Origin of the sequence: Vibrio sp. 1151_11 (assembly GCF_029478525.1) — a bacterium.
GTDB classification, from domain to species: domain Bacteria; phylum Pseudomonadota; class Gammaproteobacteria; order Enterobacterales; family Vibrionaceae; genus Vibrio; species Vibrio anguillarum.
This window is the reverse complement of the sequence record NZ_SHMN01000035.1, coordinates 1-16,391: the sequence shown is the minus strand read 5'-3', so window position 1 is coordinate 16,391 and position 16,391 is coordinate 1. Positions and strand designations below refer to the sequence as shown.

Sequence of the window (16,391 nt, the reverse complement as noted above, 5' to 3'; positions counted from 1 at the left end):
TTATTGATGCGAGTTAAAACCTCATTTCTTTCAAACGGTTGAGGTGTTGGGTCAAACAAAATATTCTGCACATCAATAACAAGAACTGCTGATTTCATAGAATCTCCTTTTGAATAAGGCTAACGCCCGCTTAAGGGGCAGACAACGCTACTACTGACTTTCCGCATAACTCCGTAGTCACGAAAACCAACGCATAGTAAAAATGCCATGCGTTGGCTGTCCCTCTTGAAGCGTTTGTTAGGTGTGTGCTAATTAGCGATGTTTGTATTGAGTTGGACAGTAGCCTCGACTGATTTCTGAGCTGCGTAACTTCGCATGTTTTGTGTTACGACCCGAAACGCGACCACGCCACAATTTAAAACTACTAGGTTTGAGTCGACTACGCATAAACCTAATCACTTCAGCTTCATTCAAACCAAATTGATGCTTGATTGCTTCGAATGGGGTGCGGTCTTCCCATGCCATTTCTATAATTCTTGACTCGATTGCCGTGTTCAGTTCCATCTCAAATAACCAAATTTTTGAAAACTGGTTTTACGTTCAGCCTCAATTTTTGGTTCATGTAGCTGAGAACACCTAACGCCCGCTTAAGGGGCAGCCAACGCTACTACCAAGCTTCCGCATAACACCGTAATCACAAAAACCAACGCACAATAAAAATGCCGCGCGTTGGCTGTCCCTCTTGAAGCGTTTGTTATGTGTTTGTTTCCGTCATACCAACGTAGCCTGCTTGCTCTTGGAGTCTTTTGCACCACGCTTGAATATTGGGGTAATCGGATAAGTTAAAACCACCTTCATCTGCAACATGCGTATAAGCGTACAGTGCAATATCAGCGATAGTGAGTTGCTTACCAGCAAGATAATCCGTTTGAGTTAAGCGACTTTCCATTATTGATAAGGCTTTATTACCTCCAGGTTGTAAGGCACGATATTCCTCTAACCTTGACTCTGGCATACCTTGATATTTTTGGATAAAACGAGCCACGGCGATAAATGGCTCATGACTGTATTGTTCAAAGAACAACCATTCGTACATTTTAGCCTTTTCATATTGGTCACTAGGAATTAACGCTGTGCCATCTGCAAAATAGCCAAGAATTGCGTTCGACTCTGACAAACAACGACCATCATCCAAAACAACTGCGGGTATTTTTCCGTTTGGGTTAATGGATAAAAACTCGGCTGTTTTTGTGTCACCTTTTAAAATATTGACGTGATGCCATTCATGTTCAATGCCTAAGAAGGCAAGCAACAGCTTGACCTTGTAACAGTTTCCAGATTGGATATCTCCATAAACCTTCACTACAAATCTCCTTTTGTAAACTCAAAAACATAACGCCCGCTTAAGGGGCAGACAACGCCACAACAAACTTCCGGCATAACGTCGTAATCACAAAAACCAACGCATGGTAAAAATGCCGCGCGTTGGCTGTCCCTCTTGAAGCGTTTGTTAGGCTAATTTCTGTCAACGACTTTCGCTTTACTAATGCCATTGCCTCGCAAAAAGTCTTTGGAACCAAAGAATTTTGGAGACTGTACAAACCAAACGTGGTCTAAGAATTCAAAAGCTTGTTTAAACTTTTCGCAATTTTCAAGAGATCGTAGCGCCATGAAGTCTTTTTCATGCGAAGGCGGTCGAACAAATCTGTCTCCAAACTGCTCAAGACCTATTAACTCTCGCTCTTCTTGAAAATCAATATTTTTAGAATGAACAACTGCGTTGCGGAATGTGACCATATTAGCAACCGTTTGACGGTGAGGATCAACTAAATCATCGGCATCAACTTTTAAACGAGATAAGAGCCAATCAAACTTTGTTTGTATTGTGGCGTTGCCAAAACTTTTAAATTCCGATTTTTTCGTAAAAACTTCTTTGCCGAATGTATTTAGCTTAGATTCCATGGCAAAACAGTAAAATGACATAGCAGGAATTAACTTTTTGAAGCGGTAACCATCTTGTTCCGTTTTTGCCTCGTTATATAAAGTAATAGCAATTGACTCTAAGTAACGATCATTAACTATCGAACCTTCAATCTTATTCATAATCTAAAGTTATTCCCTATTAGCCTAACGCCCGGCTAAGGGGTTGACAACGCACCGCCGAACTCAAAAAAACACACCGTAAACACTGAACTTCAATTTTGCACTAAAGCCGCCACGCGTTGGCAATCCCTCTTGAGCCGTTTGTTAGGCCAATCAATTGACAACAATGCTTTCAAAACCCAAGAACAAGTCTTTTTGTAAAGTTTAAGCAAACTAAACCGTTCATTTATAAACCCAAATGCCCAATCAGAAAAGAAACAAAAAAACTCAAATTGAGCGATTTGGAAGAAAAGTGACGAGCGTAGCATGCTCGGCGGACGTTTGGATGCTGAAGGTTATTTTGCCGCTAAACTCACAACGAAAAGCAACCCAACGCGATCACGAAACAACAAATATGTGATGATTATTTATTGCTTAACTTAAGCCACAAAACATGGAATTTACTGTTCAATTTCAACTCGATTTAGCTGATAAAAACTCACTTTGCCTAACGCCCGGCTAAGGGGTTGACAACGCATAGCCGAACTCAAAAAACACACTGTAAACACTGAACTTCAATTTTGAACTAAAGCCGCCACGCGTTGGCAATCCCTCTTGAGCCGTTTGTTAGGCCAACCGATTGACAACGATACTTTCAAAACCAAAGAACGAGCTTTTTTGTAAACTTGAAACAAACTAACCGATTCATTTATAAACCAAAATGCTAAATCAGCAAAGAAACAAAAAAACTCAAATTGAACGATTTGGAAGAAAGGTGACGAGCGTAGCATGCTCGGCGGACGTTTGGATGCTGAAGGTTATTTTGCCGATGAATTCACAGCGATAACCAACCCAACGCAATCAAGAAACAACAAATATGTGATGACTATTTATTGCTTAAGTTCAGCCATGAGAACATGGAATTTACCACTCAATTTCAACTCGTTTTAGCTGATAAAAACTCACATTGCCTAACGCCCAATTAAGTGGTGAACAACGCACTGGTCAAGCCGCTGCATTACACCGTAAACACTTTGCCTGACGCATAGTAAAACTGCCACGCGTTGAGAATCCACTTGAATTGTTTGTTATGTGAATTTTACCGTGAATTCAAAGTAAATCACCGTAGAAATTTAGATATTTGAATAATTTACGTACAAAAGCGATGCTGACCAAAACCTAAATTTCACAGCGATCTTAGCCAAAGAGAGCCACTTGCAGAATCAACAACAAAGAAAGCGCCCTTTCAGCAACCGCTAAATTTTTTGCTTTACCAAACTTCCAGAGCTGAATGTCAGCAAGCAAATCAGTCAAAAAGACATTTCAATTGAAGCGATTTGAAACCACCAAAACCCAACACAAACCAGATCCAAAACTCAATTGAGGCAACCAAAGAACCTTGAAAACGATTAATCTCAGGTTGTCCAAGGATCCATTTCTACCAAGCCAACTTGCCGAAAAAACGGAACGAATTTTCAATGAAATCGTAGAGTTAACCCTAAAAACTCATCCAACACATAACGCCCGCTTAAGGGGCTGACAACGCTACTACCAAGTTTCCGCATAACACCGTAAACACAAAAACCAACGCATAATAAAAATGCCACGCGTTGGAAGTCCCTCTTGAAGCGTTTGTTAGGCATTTCCCAACGCATTGATATTATTGCTTAATTCCCAGCATTCTAATGATTCGCCATCACTATCCACAGCAATATTTTTATAAATAAATCCATTTTTGCGAACAACATTGAGTGACGCCGAATTTTCAGAAGAGATTAATGCAAAGACAACTTTGACTAAACCAGATTCAAACGCAATTTGGCAAAGTTTGTTAACTGCAAATGTTGCAATACCTTTGCCTTGAACCCCAAAAGCTACGTTGTAACCGATTTCAACTCGACAGTTGAACGGTGGGTTCTTGAATCCACAACTACCAATTAGCTGGTCATTTGACTTTATAAAGTATGGTAAAGACCAAACTTCACAAATTGAATCACGATAATGATTAAGAGAGCGTTCTAAAACATGATTTGGTGGAATTCCGTCAATTATATACTTGAGCTCAGATTGACCATCACGCAACATTTTTAGCTCACTCTCATTTAGCTGAATGAGTTCCATAATTTCCTTATGCCTAACGCCCGGCTAAGGGGTTGACAACGCACTGCCAGACTCAAAAAACACACCGTAAACCCTGAACTTCAATTTTGTACTAAAGCCGCCAAGCGTTGGCAATCCCTCTTGAGCCGTTTGTTAGGCCAACCAATTGACACCGACACTTTCACAACCAAAGAACGAGTTTTTTTGTAAACTTGAAACAAACTAACCGATTCATTTATAAACCAAAATCTCAAATCGGCAAAGAAACCAAAAAACTCAAATTTAGCGATTTGGAAGAAAAGTGACGAGCGTAGCATGCTCGGCGGACGTTTGGATGCTGAAGGTTATTTTGCCGCTAAATTCACAACGAAAAGCAACCCAACGCGATCAAGAAACAACAAATATGTGATGACGATTTATTGCTTAATTTAAGCCAGAAAACATAGAATTTACCGTTCAATTCCAACTCGATTTAGCTGATAAAAACTCACTTTGCCTAACGCCCGCTTAAGGGGCAGACAACGCTACTACCAACTTACCGCACAACACCGTAATCACAAAAACCAACGCATAGTAAAAATGCCGCGCGTTGGCTGTCCCTCTTGAAGCGTTTGTTAGGCATTTGTATCCGAGTTGTCAGATGAACAGTTAATAAAGGATAGAAAATGAGACACTAATGTTAACATAACCCTAAACACTTCGATAATTATTGATGCAGCAACTATTATTGATGTAATTTCAAGCGCAGTATAAAAAACATCCCGACTAGGAATAAGAGCATGAACAGGATAGTTAATTAAAGGTATACCAGCAACTCTAAAGTATGGCAGAAATAATGAGAGAACTAAAATAAAAACCAGAATTGACACATCAATCTTTAGACTCCTTACTAATCCATTGAATTTTATAAAGTTAACTTTGAAATTTGAATTACTAGACATTGCCATAATTACACTTAGAATAATAGCGATTCCAGCCATTATTCCGCCTAACAATGCGCCTAATATTCCTGGCGTATTAACCTCAATAATACTATATGCCTCCTTATCACCAGATGAAACACTCAACGACAGGAAAAATATAGATAAAAGAATGAAAGTTGATTTAATCATCTAATTTTTCATTATAGTCATATTGAGGTCTATATAACTCAACAATTTGAATCAAATCTTCGACCCCATAATTATTAAGCTGAAGTTCTGTAATACCCTTGCCTTCCATTACAACTATCTTTGCAGTCTTTTCACTCTTAACCTGAGAGACTTGCTTACGGTGCCCAGACAAGCGCCCCTTCAGTAACCAATTCCCACCACCTTTTCTACACCAATTTATCATATTATTTAAAAAGCCATCACTTTTTAAATTTAATTTAGAGTCTTTATTTTCAAATACAGTTGTTATTTTATTAGCATTGGTAACTTCGGCTGTATCAGAAAGAGCTTTTTTCATTTCTTTTTCTGTATTACCAAAAAGATTTGGCGGAACAAGCTCAAAAGCAACAGACTCAACATAGTCAAATTTATCATACTCTTCCCAAAAATTTTGATTATCTTCATTTAGCACAGGCTCAATATCAACTCTTAGGCCAATCTCGACCAACTCTATATTATTAGCGATAGACATAAATGCTTTACATGCCGCTGTAGGAGTAGCAAACACACTAGTCTTTTTTTCTAACAAAATAACTTGTTGCTTCCTATCCCATAACCATACCATCGGTGGATAATCATCAACGCTATACGCATTAAATTCAGAATCATGTCCATTAATACTTTTTGCTTTTGCAACCACCCCTCCCATAACACCGCTATCTTTACCTTCAATTAATATTTTTATTGAGTAAGTAATTTCTCCACTTTCATTTTCTGGCGGATGGTTAACTGCATAAAAAAGTGCATCCTCAAATGCATATATGTCCTCAGACATATTCTTATGAATAAATAGTTGTGGTTCTGCTGCTACTAGTGAAACGCGCAACGCATAAAAATTCATTATTACTCACTCAAAATAAATAAATTGGGGCTGATATTACACTATAACCTTTTGATTAACATGAATATAAGTCACAAGAAATGCCTAACGCCCGGCTAAGGGGTTGACAACGCACCACCGAACTTAAAAAACACACTGTAAATACTGAACTTCAATTTTGCACTAAAGTCGCCACGCGTTGGCAATCCCTCTTGAGCCGTTTGTTAGGCCAACCGATTGGCAACGACATTTTCAAAACCAAAGAACGAGCTTTTTTGTAAATTTGAAGCAAATTAAACCATTCATTTATAAACCAAAACGCTAAATCAGCAAAGAAACCCAAAAACTAAAATTGAGCGATTTGGAAGAAAAGTGACGAGCGTAGCATGCTCGGCGGACGTTTGGATGCTGAAGGTTATTTTGCCGCTAAATTCACAACGACAAACAACCCAACGCGATCAAGAAACAACAAATATGTGATGACTATTTATTGCTTAACTTAAGCCAGAAAACATGGAATTTACCGTTCAACTCCAACTCGATTTAGCTGATAAAAACTCACTTTGCCTAACGCCCAGTTAAGGGGTGAAGCACGCAATACCAATGTTACCGCATGGCACTTCAACACTGAAACCACCGCATACCAAAAATGCCACGCGTGCTGAATCCCTCTTGAACTGTTTGTTAGCCTAAATTAACCTCACCGTTGCTTATTGATTTTCTGTTTACTTTCCTACGATGCCTACCTCCAACCAACTGCTCTAACTCTGAGCGTACCTCATCAATTGAGAAACTAGGACTAACATCAGCTGTTAAGTGAAAATGATCAGGTTCCAATTCTCTAACTCCAACATTTCGCACGGATGGGTGAGACATAAGTAGTGCAAATTTCTCTTTTACATCACTACCATCTCCATGCCCCAAGCAAATATCAATTTCACTATTTGACCGACCGGGCCTTTTAGATAGACTTGTACGCTCAATACTTGCCATAGACCTACGAAGATTTCTCAGTTCATCAAGAATATATTCTTGCCCAGATACTTCTTTTTTATCCAATTTAGCTACTTTAAATTCACCAAAATGTTTTAGGAATGTGGTGTAGTCAGGATCTGTCGTTGCTTTTTTGTAAGTTGCTTTGATTTTTTCTGATAACTTTTTCTTAAAATCAACTACTTGGCTAAACCTCAAATCTCTTGGGTATTCTAAATGCTCGATAGCAGATGTATCAAATGAATAAGTAGTTTTATCATCTTTTACAATAATTGTTGGTTTATCAAATGCTAATCGCAAACCCAACTCAAACATAACGTTTGGGTTTTTACAGCTGACATCACAGACAACTATAGGGTTATCGTACAAATTTTGAATAATCCGCTTATGAATAATACCAACATCATCAGCATTACTAACCAAATTGCCATCAAAGCCCGCATCCTCAATCGCGTCAGTCAATATTTCAAGCACTTCAGACCAATGAGATTCTGTACAACCATCAATACCAGATATAGGCATGACAATCCCACAAGTTAAAACACTACTATCGTCCATACTTTTCTCTTCCTATAAATTTAAATTACTTTTGGCTAACGCCCGGCTAAGGGGTTGACAACGCACCGCCGAACTTAAAAAACACACTGCAAACACTGAACTTCAATTTTGCACTAAAGTCGCCAAGCGTTGGCAATCCCTCTTGAGCCGTTTGTTAGGCCAATAGATTGACAACGATACTTTAGAAACTCAAGAACAAGGCTTGTTTGAAAACTGAAAACCAACTAAGCGATTAATTTATAAACCAAAATCTCAAATCAGCAAAGAAACCAAAAAACTCAAATTTAACGATTTGGAAGAAAAGTGACGAGCGTAGCATTCTCCGCGGACGTTTGGATGCTGAAGGTTATTTTGCCGCTAAATTCACAATGACAAACAACCCAACGCGATCAAGAAACAACAAATATGTGATGACTATTTATCGCTTAACTTAAGCCAGAAAACATTGAATTTACCGTTCAATTCCAACTCGATTTAGCTAATAAAAACTCACTTTGCCTAACGCCCGGCTAAGGGGTTGACAACGCACCACCGAACTCAAAAAACACACTTAAACACTGAACTTCAATTTTGTACTAAAGTCGCCAAGCGTTGGCAATCCCTCTTGAGCCGTTTGTTAGGCCAACCGATTGACACCGACACTTTCAAAACTAAAGAACGAACTTTTTTATAAACTTAAAACAAACTAACCGATTCATTTATAAACCAAAATGCCAAATCAGCAAAGAAACAAAAAAACTCAAATTGAGCGGTTTGGAAGAAAAGTGACGAGCGTAGCATGCTCGGCGGACGTTTGGATGCTGAAGGTTATTTTGCCGCTAAATTCACAACGAAAAGCAACCCAACGCGATCAAGAAACAACAAATATGTGATGACTATTTATTGCTTAACTTAAGCCAGAAAACATGGAATTTACCGTTCAACTCCAACTCGATTTAGCTGATAAAAACTCACTTTGCCTAACGCCCGGCTAAGGGGTTGACAACGCACCGCCGGACTTAAAAAACACACTTAAACACTGAACTTCAATTTTGCACTAAAACCGCCAAGCGTTGGCAATCCCTCTTGAGCCGTTTGTTATGCAAATTCAATAAGATAAACTGACTTTACTCGATCAAAAGCCACCATTGCAATGGTTGAGTGATTCAAGAATCAACCCAAGCAAGAACTGTGATAAATGAGCCGCCAAAACAAAGTCCACCTTTCAGCAACAAACCAAGCTTTTGAATCAGGAAAACTTAACGAGCGAAACCTTCAGCAAGTGCAAAATGCTCGATAAACTTGCCCTTTCCACACTTTGCGCCCACTGAATTTACAACGCGCCAGCGCTAAAACTGATTGAGGCAAACAAAGAACTTTGCCTGTTTTACGGCTTGAATTCACCACGAATTTGAGGGTGAAAGTGCTCATTTGCCGACAATACAAAACAAATGGCCGGAGAAATCCCAAAAGATTGAGCCCTAAATTTATCTGAGTTGCATAACGCCCGCTTAAGGGGCAGACAACGCTGCTACCAACTTACCGCATAACGCCGTAATCACAAAAACCAACGCATAGTAAAAATGCCACGCGTTGGCTGTCCCTCTTGAAGCGTTTGTTAGGCTTTCGGTTGCCACTAAATGTTATACACCTCCCTTTGAAGAAACTGAACATTACAGCAACTAGAGATTCAACTAGATAGTTACCAACAAAATGAAACTGCTAAAGAAGGTGACTCAAACACGTTACTACTAGAAGAAGTAACACAAACACGTTACCACTAGTAAAAGTAACACAAACACGTTACCACTAGTAAAAGTAACACAAACACGTTACCACTAGTAAAAGTAACACAAACACGTTACCACCAGAAAAAGTAACACGAACACGTTACCACCAGCAAAAGTAACACAAACACGTTACCACTAGAAAAAGTAACACAAACACGTTACCATTGAAGCTAAGTAGCAATACAGCACTACTTATGCATATGAGAGTTTAGATATGGAAGAAATAGAACAAGAAGAACGAGTCAGACCTATAGCAGTAATAAGTGGAGACATTGTACGCTCTACTGAACTAGAGCACAGTATGTATGAAGACCTACTCTATACTTTGTATAATCAGCTATCATTGATTCGTTCTCTAAATCCAAACAACAAGTTCGAAGTTACTAGAGGCGATTCTTTTCAAGTTCTAGTCCAAGATATCGAAAATGCAGCCACATATGCACTATTACTGAGGACTAGCTTAAAAAGTAGAAATAGTAATTATGATTGTAGAATAAGTCTTGCTATAGGACATGATGTATCTATACGACATACAATAGGTAGTTCAACAGGTGATGCTTTCACTTTATCAGGAAGAGCACTAGACAAGATGACCACAGACACATTGAAAGTGTCGACCCTAGTGCAACCGTTCAATGAACATTTTGATCTATTAACTAAATACTTAGATAACCAGGTATCAGAGATGACAGAACGCCAATGCGCGATAACATATATTGTCCTTAAAAATCAACACTCCCTTACACAGAAAGAAATAGCGGAGTTATTGGGCGTGAATAGAGTATCAGTGAACCGCTCAATAAATTCAGCAAACCTAAATTTAATATCTGAATATACTCAATTATTCTCGCAAAAAGTAAGGGAGTTTTTCCTTTGAATACATTCTTCATTTTGTTCCTATTTCTTGTCATTTTACATGTGATGGTTGACTTCTATTTTCAACCTGAATCATGGGTTCAAGACAAAAATGATAATAAAACAAAATCTCACAAGCTATATATTCATTCAGCAATACACGCTTTAGTTTCCTGCATCCCAGTATTATTTATCACAACAGATTGGCGTTCTATTAGCTGTATGTTAATTATTATTGGAGTTTCTCACTGTCTAATCGATCTTGCGAAGACATACTTAGGAAAAGACTTACGTTACTTCATTCTTGATCAAATACTACACATAGTAGTCTTGGCTGCTGTCGCTTTACATATATCTCAATTAGAGCTGCCTTTATCAGTAATGAAGGATATTGTTATTACTAAAAGCACTCTAGCAATTGCACTTGCTTATACTGTAATTTTTAAACCCACTTCGATTATAATTTGTTCTATTTTATCTAAATATACGCCAGATACGAATGAGGAAAATAAAGGCTTGATTTCCGGAGGGGCTATTATCGGATATTTAGAACGAACGTTAATTTTAACTTTCACTATAACTGGGCAATTTTCAGTCATTGGATTCGTATTAGCTGCTAAGTCGATATTCAGATTTGGCGAATTAAACAACGCAAAAGATCATAAACTAACAGAATACGTTCTATTAGGTTCATTACTTTCAGTAGCGATTACATCGATTATTGGATTAGCCGTAAAGAACTTTATTTAGGGAGCCTAACGCCCGGCTAAGGGGTTGACAACGCACCACCGAACTCAAAAAACACACTGTAAACACTGAACTTCAATTTTGCACTAAAACCGCCAAGCGTTGGCAATCCCTCTTGAGCCGTTTGTTAGGCCAACCGATTGACAATGATACTTTCACAACCAAAGAACGAGCTTTTTTTTGTAAACTTGAAACCAACTAACCGATTCATTTATAAACCAAAATTCTGAATCAGCAAAGAAACAAAAAACTAAAATTGAGCGATTTGGAAGAAAAGTGACGAGCGTAGCATGCTCGGCGGACGTTTGGATGCTGAAGGTTATTTTGCCGCTAAACCCACAGCGCTAAACAACCCAACGCGATCAAGAAACAACAAATATGTGATGATTATTTATTGCTTAAATTAAGCCACAAAGCATGGGATTTACCGTTCAATTCAAACTCGATTTAGCTAATAGAAACTCACTTTGCCTAACGCCCGGCTAAGGGGTTGACAACGCACCGCCGAACTCAAAAAACACACTGTAAACACTGAACTTCAATTTTGCACTAAAACCGCCAAGCGTTGGCAATCCCTCTTGAGCCGTTTGTTATGCAAATTCAATGAGATAAACAGAATTTACACGACCAAAAGCCACAATTGCAATGGTTGAGAGATTCAAGAATCAACCCAAGCAAGAACTGTGATAAATGAGCCGCCAAAACAAAGTCCACCTTTCAGCAACAAACCAAGCTTTTGTGTCAGGAAAACTCAACGAGCGAAAACTTCAGCAAGTACAAAACGCTCGATAACCTTGTCCTTTCCACACTTTGCACCCGCTAAATTCACAACGCGCCAGCGCTAAAACTGATTGAGGCAAACAAAGAATCTTGCCTGTTTTACGGTTTGAGTGAACCACGAATTTGAGGATAAAAATGCTCATTTGCCGACAATACAAAACGAATGGCCGGAGAAATCCAAAAGATTGAAACCCTAAATTTACCTGAGTTGCATAACGCCGCGTTAAGGGGGGCAGGCACGCAATACACAAGTTACCGCACAATGCCGTAACCACCAAACCTAACGCAAACTGAAAATGCCACGCGTGCCAAATCCCACTTGAACGCTTTGTTATGCTTAAGCTTCAATGACTTACGTTTTGATAAAACCAAGATTAACTCGACCTTGATTCACAAGCAAAAGCCAAAACCTAAAAAACTGAAATGACTCATGATTTTGAAAATCAGACTTTGAAATTTGGCTGCTAAAACTTAAAAACCTAAGTTCAATTTGCTGATTGCGCCAACCGCCCTAACCCCGCGCTTACCCGAAAATTGATTGAGGTATTTCTCTGAATTTCCAGCGCCAAAGAAAAAGTGTCCGGAAAATAGCGCCCACTGAAGCCAACTTGCCGACAAACTCAAAACTGAAAAGCCAAAGGAACAAAGAAGAACCATAACCCACTGATTTTGCGTGATTAAGCATAACGCCCGGTTAAGGGGCTGACAACGCAAAACACTGAACTCAAAATAACAACCGTAATCACAAAGGCCGATTTGAACAAAAACCGCCACGCGTTGGCAGTCCCTCTTTAACCGCTTGTTATGCAAATTCAATGAGATAAACCGACTTTACACGACCAAAAGCCACAATTGCAATGGTTGAGTGATTCAAGAACCAACCCAAGCCAGAGCCGTGATAAATAAGCCGCCAAAACAAAGCCCACCTTTCAACAACAAACCAAGCTTTTGAATCAGACAAACTCAACGAGCGAAAACTTCAGCAAGTAAAAAATACTCGATAAACTTGCCCTTTCCACACTTTGCGCCCGCAAGATTCACAACGCGCCCGCGCTAAAACTGATTGAGGCAAGCAAAGAACCTTAGCTGTTTTACGGCTTGAGTGAACCACGGATTTGAGGGTAAAAGTGCTCATTTGCCGACAACACAAAACGAATGGCCGGAGAAATCCCCAAAGATTGAACCCCTAAATTTACCTGAGTTGCATAACGCCCGGCTAAGGGGTTGACAACGCATAGCCGAACTCAAAAAACACACTGTAAACACTGAACTTCAATTTTGCACTAAAACCGCCAAGCGTTGGCAATCCCTCTTGAGCCGTTTGTTATGAGTAATTTTTCCGCGATAGATTTTCTTTGTATTTTTTGTACTCTCTACTTTTGAAAAACCAGTCCCAACCAGCAAAAAACACAGCTCCAAATAACGTCATTAAATAAACTCGGTACGACACAATTGGAGATAAATCTAGATAAAAATCGTTTCGAACAAATGCACTACCGAAAATAACTGGAATACAAAACCCTAAGCCATATCCTAAAAAGTGCCTGAAAAAGCCTTTCTTTCGAATCTTTAACCACTCAACTCGCCTTTTCCGTTCCATCTGTCTGTCACTATCCTTAAATTACTCATAACGCCGCATTAAGTGGTGAGCGACGCTAAACACCAATGCTTCGACAAACCACTTAAAACGCAAAAACTGAATTTACACTAAAACCGCCAAGCGTTGCGAATCCGTCTTAAATGCTTTGTTATGTAAATTCAGTCACATAAGCCAAAGTTACCATGAAAAACTAAGCCTGTACGACCGAAGAATTATCCAAAACAAAAGAACCCAACAGTGTTCACGAATTTGCGAAGTCAGCAATGTTACAAACCAAGCCGCAACAAACGGTGGATACTGATTATCAGCGACTAAAAATGCCGTTAAGCCAATGAAATTTAACAAAAAAAACCATCAACAAAGATTGACTATCGTTAACCTTGCCCTTTCCACACTTTGAGCCTGCACAACCAACCACGAACCAACCCTGAAACTAAATGAGGTAACTCACAAATCTTGGCATGTTTTACGGCTAAATTGGGCAAAGAATCGGGACAGAAAAAACGAATTTTGCCGACGATACGGAACGATGGCTTAAGAGATCGCAAAAACAGAATAATACCAATTTTACCCGCTTTACATAACGCCGCGTTAAGGGGTGAACAACGCCACCACCTAGCCTAAACCATTGTGCCGTAAACACTAAAACTGAATCAAACTAAAAATGCCAAGCGTTGAGAATCCCTCTTAAACGCCCTGTTATGTCTACAGTACAACTTCAATCATAACTGCGTAATAAGCGTTTTCTGGAGCATTTTCACCAAATGAACTCGTTGCTTTACACACTCTACGGACATGGTATTTGACAGTGTGTTTTTGGCTACCATCGTCATAAATACACGTTTTTTCACCTTTCTTAGCACATCCATTTTCTGTAACAAAGGTCGTAGGTCGATCTCTTTGGCTTACAACGATTAAGAAAGCTTGGGTCTGATTGTTTCCCAGCCCTTTCTGGGCAGTCAGAAACTCATGCTGCCTAAACAAATCTTCTTCAAACTTGCTATCACCTGCGCTAGAACGTTTGATCTCGATAGCTGATACCACATCATTGCTAACATCTGCATCTCGCGTACCGGCTGTAGCATTTACAACAACTAAATCACACCGAGTAGTGCCCGCAGTTGTCACGCCCAAGTTCTTACGCAAAACTTCACTCAGCAATTTTTGATCGGAAGGAATTTTTGAAACTAATAAATTACACAGCTCACCAACTAGAGCAGATTCCCCTAACGGGTAATCAAAATAGTAACTATAGCGATGACCAACCCAATAGCACATGCCTTGAAGCACATCACTTGTCCAATTCGGTAAACTCATTTCAAACCTCAATCTAATCTATTGATATTTCAGAATTATACTGGGACTTAGCCTATTTCAACAGTAGATGATTTACGCAGGGGTCAAACCGTAGACATAACGCCCAATTAAGTGGTGAACAACGCACTGACCAAGCCGCTGCATAACACCGTAAACACTTTACCTGACGCATAGTAAAACTGCCACGCGTTGAGAATCCACTTGAATTGTTTGTTAAATTTCATCGTATGAGTACCATGACTGGTATTGGTTTGAAGTTATAGCATGCCCATCTTTTTTACGCTGATTACACTCTCGACACAACAATTGAATGTTAGACACATCGTTAAACCCATGTTTTGCTAGAGGGACTATATGATCATAGTTTGTATGATTTTCTAAATTTACAGTGCCGGAAAGGTCTTTGTCGCATAGAACACAACGACCTCTATCTCTGAAATATACTGCCCTTTGAACCCATTTAGGAATTGATTTCCGCTTAATTACTCCTGGCTTGGAGAACCATATTTCGGCTTCTTCTGCGATAGGTTCGTCCATACTTAACTCTAGCCCACTCGCTAACATTTCATTGAAGTTAAGCATTAACTGACGATTTTGAAAAAGAACATGGAATATTTCTTTAACCGTTTGCCTAATTAGATATTCATACGACTGACTAAGACGAATTTCTTCCATATAGTTATCGAGATCATTTATATCGAAGCTTGATAGTGACTTTCCATCACTTATCAGGTGAGAAGCAAAGCTTTGATATTCGATTTCATGAAAATCAAACGCTCTTTCGATCGGCAACTTATCGAGGCTATAGTGCTGACGAACTGCACTATGAGTCCTTGTATTTCCTTTAAGCTCTTCAATATCAGCCTCAAATGCTTCTTCCAGATAAATATCTTCTACGACAAATTCAATAAAGTTATGAAATGCCGAGTATTTCTGAAAAGGGCTCGCTAAATAGAATATCTGTTCATCACAGTAGAAATCGTTAATTCTACGTATATACGAAAACTGGTCCCTTAAAATGTTGTGAATAACATTACAGAAATAGTATGTCTCATAAAACTTAACTTGGAACACCGAACCTCCTTGAAATTTAACGCCCGGCTAAGGGGTTGACAACGCACCGCCGAACTCAAAAAACACACTGTAAACGCTGAACTTCAATTTTGCACCAAAGCCGCCACGCGTTGGCAATCCCTCTTGAGCCGTTTGTTAGGCCAACCAATTGACACTGAGACTTTCAAAACCAAAGAACGAGCTTTTTTGTGAACTTGAAACAAACTAACCGATTCATTTATAAACCAAAATGCTAAATCAGCAAAGAAACAAAAAACTTAAATTGAGCGGTTTGGAAGAAAAGTGACGAGCGTAGCATGCTCGGCGGACGTTTGGATGCTGAAGGTTATTTTGCCGCTGAATTCACAACGCTAAACAACCTAACGCGATCAAGAAACAACAAATATGTGATGACGATTTATGGCTTAAGTTAAACCACAAAACATGGAACTTATCGTTCAATTCAAACTCGATTTAGCTGATAAACACTCACTTTGCCTAACGCCCGGCTAAGGGGTTGGCAACGCACCGCCGAACTCAAAAAACACACTGTAAACACTAAACTTCAATTTTGCACTAAAACCGCCACGCGTTGGCAATCCCTCTTGAGCCGTTTGTTAGGCCAA

13 protein-coding genes and 2 pseudogenes are annotated in these 16,391 nt (G+C 39.2%); 3 read left to right on the top strand and 12 right to left on the bottom strand.

Annotated features, from left to right (window positions below; all coding sequences use genetic code 11):
• From EXZ60_RS17310 to EXZ60_RS17280, 4 genes and pseudogenes are all read right to left on the bottom strand, one after another.
• Window positions 1-98 (bottom strand): annotated as a pseudogene (locus tag EXZ60_RS17310) (cysteine hydrolase); the annotation flags it as partial.
• 154 nt (window positions 99-252) lie between these two features.
• Window positions 253-504, bottom strand: coding sequence for a TIGR03643 family protein (locus EXZ60_RS17300; protein WP_094167751.1), 252 nt, complete (start codon window positions 502-504; stop codon window positions 253-255).
• A 190-nt stretch (window positions 505-694) separates the two neighbouring features.
• On the bottom strand, window positions 695-1,303 hold the full coding sequence (locus tag EXZ60_RS17290) for a glutathione S-transferase family protein (protein ID WP_176314083.1): 609 nt from the start codon (window positions 1,301-1,303) through the stop codon (window positions 695-697).
• 152 nt (window positions 1,304-1,455) lie between these two features.
• Window positions 1,456-2,043, bottom strand: a complete 588-nt coding sequence (locus tag EXZ60_RS17280) for a hypothetical protein (protein ID WP_114733417.1) — start codon at window positions 2,041-2,043, stop codon at window positions 1,456-1,458.
• A 768-nt stretch (window positions 2,044-2,811) separates the two neighbouring features.
• Here EXZ60_RS17280 and EXZ60_RS17275 point away from each other — a divergent pair.
• Window positions 2,812-2,973 carry a hypothetical protein gene (locus tag EXZ60_RS17275; protein WP_277436048.1) on the top strand — a complete coding sequence of 54 codons (162 nt, stop codon included), beginning with the start codon at window positions 2,812-2,814 and terminating at the stop codon, window positions 2,971-2,973.
• 684 nt (window positions 2,974-3,657) lie between these two features.
• Here the strand turns inward: EXZ60_RS17275 and EXZ60_RS17265 are convergent.
• From EXZ60_RS17265 to EXZ60_RS17245, 5 genes and pseudogenes are all read right to left on the bottom strand, one after another.
• Window positions 3,658-4,143 (bottom strand): GNAT family N-acetyltransferase, encoded by a 486-nt coding sequence (locus EXZ60_RS17265; protein ID WP_170888461.1) that lies wholly within the window; start codon window positions 4,141-4,143, stop codon window positions 3,658-3,660.
• Window positions 4,144-4,736: 593 nt separating this feature from the next.
• A complete protein-coding gene (locus tag EXZ60_RS17260) occupies window positions 4,737-5,234 on the bottom strand; it encodes a hypothetical protein (protein ID WP_277436047.1) in 498 nt (165 codons plus the stop codon).
• Window positions 5,227-6,114, bottom strand: coding sequence for a hypothetical protein (locus EXZ60_RS17255; protein ID WP_254619242.1), 888 nt, complete (start codon window positions 6,112-6,114; stop codon window positions 5,227-5,229). Before EXZ60_RS17255 ends, EXZ60_RS17260 begins: the two co-directional genes overlap by 8 nt.
• A 557-nt stretch (window positions 6,115-6,671) precedes the next feature.
• A pseudogene (locus tag EXZ60_RS19220) lies at window positions 6,672-6,797 on the bottom strand (DUF3265 domain-containing protein).
• Window positions 6,778-7,644 carry a hypothetical protein gene (locus EXZ60_RS17245; RefSeq protein WP_277436046.1) on the bottom strand — a complete coding sequence of 289 codons (867 nt, stop codon included), beginning with the start codon at window positions 7,642-7,644 and terminating at the stop codon, window positions 6,778-6,780. The pseudogene EXZ60_RS19220 and the gene EXZ60_RS17245 overlap by 20 nt, the downstream one beginning before the upstream one ends.
• A 1,983-nt stretch (window positions 7,645-9,627) precedes the next feature.
• On the opposite strand from EXZ60_RS17245, the gene EXZ60_RS17235 reads away from it, so the two are divergent.
• Entirely contained in the window at window positions 9,628-10,290 is a 663-nt protein-coding gene (locus EXZ60_RS17235; RefSeq protein WP_142570795.1) for a hypothetical protein, read from the top strand.
• A complete protein-coding gene (locus EXZ60_RS17230; RefSeq protein ID WP_142570797.1) occupies window positions 10,287-11,018 on the top strand; it encodes a DUF3307 domain-containing protein in 732 nt (243 codons plus the stop codon). The genes EXZ60_RS17235 and EXZ60_RS17230 overlap by 4 nt, the downstream gene beginning before the upstream one ends.
• 1,248 nt (window positions 11,019-12,266) lie before the next feature.
• Here the strand turns inward: EXZ60_RS17230 and EXZ60_RS17220 are convergent.
• The 3 genes from EXZ60_RS17220 to EXZ60_RS17210 form a co-directional block, all read right to left on the bottom strand.
• Window positions 12,267-12,569, bottom strand: a complete 303-nt coding sequence (locus EXZ60_RS17220) for a hypothetical protein (protein ID WP_194575640.1) — start codon at window positions 12,567-12,569, stop codon at window positions 12,267-12,269.
• A gap of 1,531 nt (window positions 12,570-14,100) precedes the next feature.
• Window positions 14,101-14,712: a hypothetical protein gene (locus tag EXZ60_RS17215; RefSeq protein WP_277436044.1), complete on the bottom strand. Its 612-nt coding sequence runs from the start codon at window positions 14,710-14,712 to the stop codon at window positions 14,101-14,103.
• Between the two features lie 213 nt (window positions 14,713-14,925).
• Window positions 14,926-15,786: an HNH endonuclease signature motif containing protein gene (locus EXZ60_RS17210; protein ID WP_277436043.1), complete on the bottom strand. Its 861-nt coding sequence runs from the start codon at window positions 15,784-15,786 to the stop codon at window positions 14,926-14,928.
• Window positions 15,787-16,391 lie beyond the last annotated feature (605 nt).

Excerpts from the sequence above, each read along its gene's own strand:
- EXZ60_RS17215 (WP_277436044.1), bottom strand. The coding sequence starts at position 14,712 with ATGAGTTTACCGAATTGGACAAGTGATGTGCTTCAAGGCATGTGCTAT.
- EXZ60_RS17275 (WP_277436048.1), top strand. The coding sequence starts at position 2,812 with ATGCTCGGCGGACGTTTGGATGCTGAAGGTTATTTTGCCGATGAATTC.
- EXZ60_RS17255 (WP_254619242.1), bottom strand. The coding sequence starts at position 6,114 with ATGAATTTTTATGCGTTGCGCGTTTCACTAGTAGCAGCAGAACCACAA.
- EXZ60_RS17280 (WP_114733417.1), bottom strand. The coding sequence starts at position 2,043 with ATGAATAAGATTGAAGGTTCGATAGTTAATGATCGTTACTTAGAGTCA.
- EXZ60_RS17260 (WP_277436047.1), bottom strand. The coding sequence starts at position 5,234 with ATGATTAAATCAACTTTCATTCTTTTATCTATATTTTTCCTGTCGTTG.
- EXZ60_RS17265 (WP_170888461.1), bottom strand. The coding sequence starts at position 4,143 with ATGGAACTCATTCAGCTAAATGAGAGTGAGCTAAAAATGTTGCGTGAT.
- EXZ60_RS17245 (WP_277436046.1), bottom strand. The coding sequence starts at position 7,644 with ATGGACGATAGTAGTGTTTTAACTTGTGGGATTGTCATGCCTATATCT.
- EXZ60_RS17235 (WP_142570795.1), top strand. The coding sequence starts at position 9,628 with ATGGAAGAAATAGAACAAGAAGAACGAGTCAGACCTATAGCAGTAATA.
- EXZ60_RS17300 (WP_094167751.1), bottom strand. The coding sequence starts at position 504 with ATGGAACTGAACACGGCAATCGAGTCAAGAATTATAGAAATGGCATGG.